The organism is Serratia marcescens, from assembly GCF_001902635.1.
Lineage (GTDB): Bacteria > Pseudomonadota > Gammaproteobacteria > Enterobacterales > Enterobacteriaceae > Serratia > Serratia marcescens_F.
In genome coordinates this window covers 1-5,263 of record NZ_MJAO01000052.1, presented here as the reverse complement: position 1 = coordinate 5,263, position 5,263 = coordinate 1, and the positions used below count along the sequence as shown (strand labels likewise).

Genomic DNA, 5,263 nt, shown 5'->3' with positions numbered 1-5,263 from the left:
TGTTCAGGGCTTTTTGCTATGCGTAAAATAAATTCCATGATTACATCTATTGCTTAGAAAAATATCTCTCTCAGTATGCGCTGTTTATTTTCATAAGCAGGAATAATGTTTTCGAATAGAGAAGTAACGATCTCAATATATAATTGATTGCTCCAGCTTATTGCTCAAATAATAAAACACCTATTTTTAAGTATGTTGGTAAGAATTATCCTGTCATATCAAAGATAAATCTTAATTCTTCAGGGCATTATTCGATAAATTTCACGTTAATTAAAACAAATATTAGCCAGACGCCTCGAATCGAGTAGACTAGGCGAAAGATTATTTCCGTATGGGTACTGAACGTTATGTCTACTGAAAGCGCGTCTTTAAAAAAACACAATACTTTTGCGCTCCCGGTCAACGCAGCGCACCTGGTCATGGCCGATAGAATTGAGCAGATGCTCAAGGTTTGGCAACAAACGCGCAAGCGACAGGAGCCGCTGTTGATTCTCGGTGAAGGTAGCAACGTGCTGTTCCTGGAAGACTTTTCGGGTACGGTAATGATCAACCAACTAAAGGGTATCGATGTTCGGGAAGATAACGATGCCTGGTATCTCCACGTCAGCTCCGGTGAGAACTGGCACGACCTGGTGCAATATACGCTGCAGGCCGGTATCTGTGGGCTGGAGAACTTGGCATTGATCCCGGGATTGGCCGGCTCCGCGCCTATCCAGAACATCGGTGCCTACGGCGTCGAATTGAAAGATGTTTGCGAGTATGTCGATCTGCTGGACTTCTCTACCGGCGCCATCGATCGCATGCCGGCCGCCAACTGTAGGTTCGGCTATCGGGAAAGCATTTTCAAACACCGTTTCCAAACCGGCTATATCATTGTTGGACTCGGCCTGCGTTTGAACAAGCAGTGGCAACCGAAATTGAGCTACGGTGATCTGACCAAGCTGGATCCCGCCACGGTGACGCCGCTTCAGGTATTTGAATCCGTATGCGCCATGCGTCGCAGTAAGCTGCCAGATCCGCGTGAAACCGGTAATGCCGGCAGCTTCTTCAAGAATCCGCTGGTGAGCGCTGAGAAAGCTGCAGAACTCATCGCGCAAGCTCCCGGTATGCCGCATTACCCTCAGCAGGATGGTCAGGTTAAGCTGGCTGCCGGCTGGCTTATCGACCAATGCGAATTGAAGGGATACCGTATCGGTGGAGCCGCGGTGCATCGTCAGCAGGCGCTGGTGTTAGTGAATATCGACAACGCGGTCAGTCAGGATGTGGTGGCGCTTGCGCGTCATGTACGTAATTCGGTGGCTGATAAGTTCGGCGTGTGGCTGGAGCCAGAGGTGCGTTTTATTGGCGCGACCGGGGAACAGAATGCTGTGGCGGTGCTGTCATGAAAGATACCAAAGTTCCGTTAAAACTGATTGCGCTGCTGGCCGACGGCGAATTCCATTCCGGGGAACATCTCGGCGAATCGTTGGGAATGAGCCGGGCGGCGATCAATAAGCATATTCACACCATTCGCGAGTGGGGGCTGGACGTTTTTACCGTACCGGGGAAAGGTTACAGCCTGCCTGGCGCCATTCAGCTGCTGGAGGCCGAGCGTATCCTCAGCCTGCTGGAAGATAAGCGCGTGAGCGTGTTGCCGGTGGTCGACTCAACTAACCAATATTTATTGGATCGTATTGCTGAATTGCATTCCGGCGACGCCTGCGTGGCTGAATATCAGCAGGCGGGGCGAGGCCGCCGTGGGCGGCAATGGATCTCGCCATTCGGTGCCAATTTATACCTGTCGATGTTTTGGCGATTGGAGCAGGGCCCGGCTGCCGCAATGGGGCTCAGTTTGGTGATCGGCATGGTGATGGCAGAAGTCCTGCAGCGTCTTGGCGCGGAAGGCGTGCGCGTTAAGTGGCCTAACGATCTTTACCTGAACGATCGCAAATTGGCAGGAATTCTGGTCGAACTGACGGGAAAAACCGGCGATGCGGCTCAATTGGTCATCGGCGCCGGCATCAATCTGGCGATGCGTGATGCCAATGCCGGTGCCATTAATCAGGGGTGGATTAACCTGCAGGAGGCGGGGATTCAGATCGACCGCAATGAGCTGGCCGCAACCCTGCTCAATGAATTGCGTCAATCGTTAAAACAGTTTGAGATAGACGGGTTGGCGCCATTTATTGGCCGTTGGCGCGTCTTGGACAACTTTATCGACAGGCCGGTCAAGCTGCTGATTGGCGATCGACAGATTGTGGGGATTGCCCGGGGAATCGATTCGCAGGGTGCACTGCTGCTGGAACAAGATGGGGAGATCAAACCCTTTATCGGTGGAGAGATATCGTTGCGCAGCGCCGAATAGTAAAGAGTAGACAAGGGGACGATGGCGTCCCCTTGAACAGTCGGCAGGATTACTTTCTTAAGCGCACGCTTTCAACGGCGTGATTGGCGCTCTTGGTCATGATCAAACTGGCGCGTTCGCGCGTAGGCAGTATATTCTGCTGCAAATTCAACCCGTTAATTTCATTCCATAATTGCGTGGCGATATTAATCGCTTCCGGCTCTGGCAATTTGGAATAGTTATGGAAATAAGAATCGGGGTTAGAGAATGCGCCCTGACGGAATTTCAGGAAACGATTGATATACCAGCTTTGCAATAGCGCTTCCGGCGCATCGACATATATAGAGAAGTCGACAAAGTCGGAAACGAACACGCGGTGCGGATCGTGAGGATAATCCATGCCGCTTTGCAATACGTTAAGCCCTTCCAGGATTAGAATATCCGGTTGCTCAATGACTTTATTGCCTTCGGGCACGACGTCGTAAATCAGATGGGAATAAACCGGGGCTGTTACGCGTTTGGCACCGGATTTCACTTCGGACACGAACTTCACCAGGCTATGCATATCGTAAGATTGCGGGAAGCCCTTTTTCTTCATCAAACCGCGTTCGTTCAACACCTTGTTAGGGTGCAAGAAGCCGTCGGTCGTGATCAGCTCTACGCTGCGATGTTCCGGCCAGCGGCTCAGCAGCGCCTGCAACAGACGTGCGGTCGTGCTCTTGCCGACGGCGACGCTGCCGGCGATGCCGATGACATAGGGAATCTTTTGCCCGTCGGTGCCGAGGAATTGCTCAAGCACCGCCTGCCGACGCAGGTTGGAACTGATATAGAAGTTCAACAGCCGTGACAGCGGCAGATAAATCTGCGCGACTTCTTCCAACGAGAGATCTTCGTTAATCCCTTTCAGTTTAACGATCTCTTCTTCCGACAACGTCAGCGGCACCGAATCTCGCAACGCAGCCCATTGGGTACGATCGAACTGTAGGTAAGGCGTTGCTAAAGATTGATCTCTTTTTATCATAAGCCAAATTCTGCCTGTTAACGCAGGTTGGGAAAGGCGCCGGACGCCAACTCCAGAGAATAAACAAGCTGCATATTATAGACAGCTTCGTTTTTGGCGTAGACTTTTTTCGCAAAAGTTGTCGATAGGCAGCAGTTTATGTCAATTGTGCGAAGCGGCGCGCAGTTGATAACGCGGGGTTGCAAGGTGGTATCATCGGGGCCTGATACCGCCGGAAGGCTAGCTGGCGATGGCGCGCGAAGGCTGGTTCACGGTGAACAGGCGTTTGTAATAAGTGACGATCGGATGGTAATACCCATCGGGTCCCGCCGCATAATCCGGCAACTCGCCCAGGCAGCGATAACCGAGGTGGCGAGAAAGCGCTTCCGCCGCCGGTCCGGCCTGTGTATCCAGGTACAGCAGTTCACGCTGATGTTGCCGCGCCGCTTGTTCCAGCGTATTCATCAGCGTCTGACTTACGCCGTTGCGGCGAGCGCAGCTATGTACCAGCAGCTTCACTACCTCCGCACGATTACGGCCGTTCGGCTTCTGACAGAGCTCAAGTTGCACGGTGCCCACGACGCCGCGTTCGTCGCGGGCAAGCCACAGCAGCAGCTCACCTTTGGCCAGGGCCGGTCGCAGACTGTGGAAATAGCTCTCGGCGTCTTCATGAGGGATTAAGATGTCGTAGCCCACTGAAGCGCCGTGCGTGACCGCGTCGGTCAACAGGTGGGCCAATTCATCGCGGTAAATCGGTAGCGTAGCGGCGTTGATAGGCACTATTTGCATCGGTCATTCCGCCTGGGATAGGGGTAATGAAGAGAAGCAATAGCTGCGCCAGAGCGGCGAAAGGCATGGGGGCGGCAAAAGGGTGAGGAATCAGTGTCGTCCACGCCGCAGTTGGGGGCTGGTATCCCCTTTTGTGTGCATCGAGCCTGCTCACAGTTTATCCATACGGGTTAGGTGTTTTGAGAAGCCCGACACGGAGAAAGGAGCGCTCCAGGCTTGCAAAAAGTGGATAAAATTGTAGAGAATGATTGCCGCGAATGATGAATGTTTGCACGCCGCAGGCTGCGAATTGCATGACAGCATGCAAAATTGACTGATTTATGAGCGAAAGTGCGCGTAAAGCAATTTTTTTGTTGCATAGGCCGCCAGCTCTACCTAGAATGCGCTGCACTTGATGCCGGCTTAGCTCAGTAGGTAGAGCAACTGACTTGTAATCAGTAGGTCACCAGTTCGATTCCGGTAGCCGGCACCATTCAAGTCACAAGTAGTTAAAATCTGGTGGGGTTCCCGAGCGGCCAAAGGGAGCAGACTGTAAATCTGCCGTCACAGACTTCGAAGGTTCGAATCCTTCCCCCACCACCAAATCTTGCCTTCGGCGATTAACTGAGATGCGATAAATACTGCAACGGTTGATGGCGGGAGGAGAAGGCGAAAGCCTTCGACAAGGTTCGAGCTGTGCAGCGCTAGGCGCAGCCGGCCCGAAGGATGCGAGCCGAGTGATGAACAATCCTGCTCCTTCCCAAAATTCTACAGAAAAATCAGGTAGCCGAGTTCCAGGATGCGGGCATCGTATAATGGCTATTACCTCAGCCTTCCAAGCTGATGATGTGGGTTCGATTCCCACTGCCCGCTCCAAGATGTGCTGATATAGCTCAGTTGGTAGAGCGCACCCTTGGTAAGGGTGAGGTCGGCAGTTCGAATCTGCCTATCAGCACCACTTCTTAATTTCTCGCCCCCTGATTTTCTTTCTGTTCTGGATTCAACGAGCAAATGCTTGGTTGATGTGGTGATACCACCGATTTATCCGTGTCTTAGAGGGACAATCGATGTCTAAAGAAAAGTTTGAACGTACAAAACCGCACGTTAACGTCGGTACTATCGGCCACGTTGACCACGGTAAAACTACCCTGACTGCAGCGATCACTACCGTA

General features: G+C 52.3%; 5 protein-coding genes, 4 tRNA genes and 1 other RNA gene. 8 read left to right on the top strand and 2 right to left on the bottom strand.

Annotated features, from left to right (window positions below):
- The first annotated feature begins 347 nt into the window (after positions 1-347).
- Positions 348-1,385: a UDP-N-acetylmuramate dehydrogenase gene (gene murB / locus BHU62_RS24435; protein ID WP_073534931.1), complete on the top strand. Its 1,038-nt coding sequence runs from the start codon at positions 348-350 to the stop codon at positions 1,383-1,385.
- Positions 1,382-2,344, top strand: a complete 963-nt coding sequence (gene birA, locus BHU62_RS24430) for a bifunctional biotin--[acetyl-CoA-carboxylase] ligase/biotin operon repressor BirA (protein ID WP_073534930.1) — start codon at positions 1,382-1,384, stop codon at positions 2,342-2,344. The genes murB and birA overlap by 4 nt, the downstream gene beginning before the upstream one ends.
- A gap of 49 nt (positions 2,345-2,393) precedes the next feature.
- Here birA and coaA read toward each other — a convergent pair whose 3' ends face one another.
- Together coaA and BHU62_RS24420 are read right to left on the bottom strand one after the other, a co-directional pair.
- On the bottom strand, positions 2,394-3,344 hold the full coding sequence (gene coaA / locus BHU62_RS24425; RefSeq protein ID WP_004929424.1) for a type I pantothenate kinase: 951 nt from the start codon (positions 3,342-3,344) through the stop codon (positions 2,394-2,396).
- Positions 3,345-3,563: 219 nt separating this feature from the next.
- Positions 3,564-4,112 carry a GNAT family N-acetyltransferase gene (locus tag BHU62_RS24420; protein ID WP_073534929.1) on the bottom strand — a complete coding sequence of 183 codons (549 nt, stop codon included), beginning with the start codon at positions 4,110-4,112 and terminating at the stop codon, positions 3,564-3,566.
- A gap of 396 nt (positions 4,113-4,508) precedes the next feature.
- Here BHU62_RS24420 and BHU62_RS24415 point away from each other — a divergent pair.
- The 6 genes from BHU62_RS24415 to BHU62_RS24390 form a co-directional block, all read left to right on the top strand.
- Positions 4,509-4,584, top strand: a tRNA-Thr gene (locus tag BHU62_RS24415).
- Positions 4,585-4,609: 25 nt separating this feature from the next.
- A tRNA-Tyr gene (locus BHU62_RS24410) sits at positions 4,610-4,694 on the top strand.
- Between the two features lie 46 nt (positions 4,695-4,740).
- Positions 4,741-4,856, top strand: a non-coding RNA gene (locus BHU62_RS24405) — RtT sRNA.
- 36 nt (positions 4,857-4,892) lie between these two features.
- A tRNA-Gly gene (locus tag BHU62_RS24400) sits at positions 4,893-4,967 on the top strand.
- 6 nt (positions 4,968-4,973) lie between these two features.
- Positions 4,974-5,049, top strand: a tRNA-Thr gene (locus BHU62_RS24395).
- Between the two features lie 109 nt (positions 5,050-5,158).
- Positions 5,159-5,263 (top strand): GTP-binding protein (locus BHU62_RS24390; RefSeq protein WP_005651251.1); only part of this gene is annotated, 105 nt, incomplete at its 3' end.

Bases quoted from the DNA above. Each gene is read 5' to 3' on its own strand.
- BHU62_RS24420 (WP_073534929.1), bottom strand. From the start codon at position 4,112: ATGCAAATAGTGCCTATCAACGCCGCTACGCTACCGATTTACCGCGAT.
- coaA (WP_004929424.1), bottom strand. From the start codon at position 3,344: ATGATAAAAAGAGATCAATCTTTAGCAACGCCTTACCTACAGTTCGAT.
- birA (WP_073534930.1), top strand. From the start codon at position 1,382: ATGAAAGATACCAAAGTTCCGTTAAAACTGATTGCGCTGCTGGCCGAC.
- murB (WP_073534931.1), top strand. From the start codon at position 348: ATGTCTACTGAAAGCGCGTCTTTAAAAAAACACAATACTTTTGCGCTC.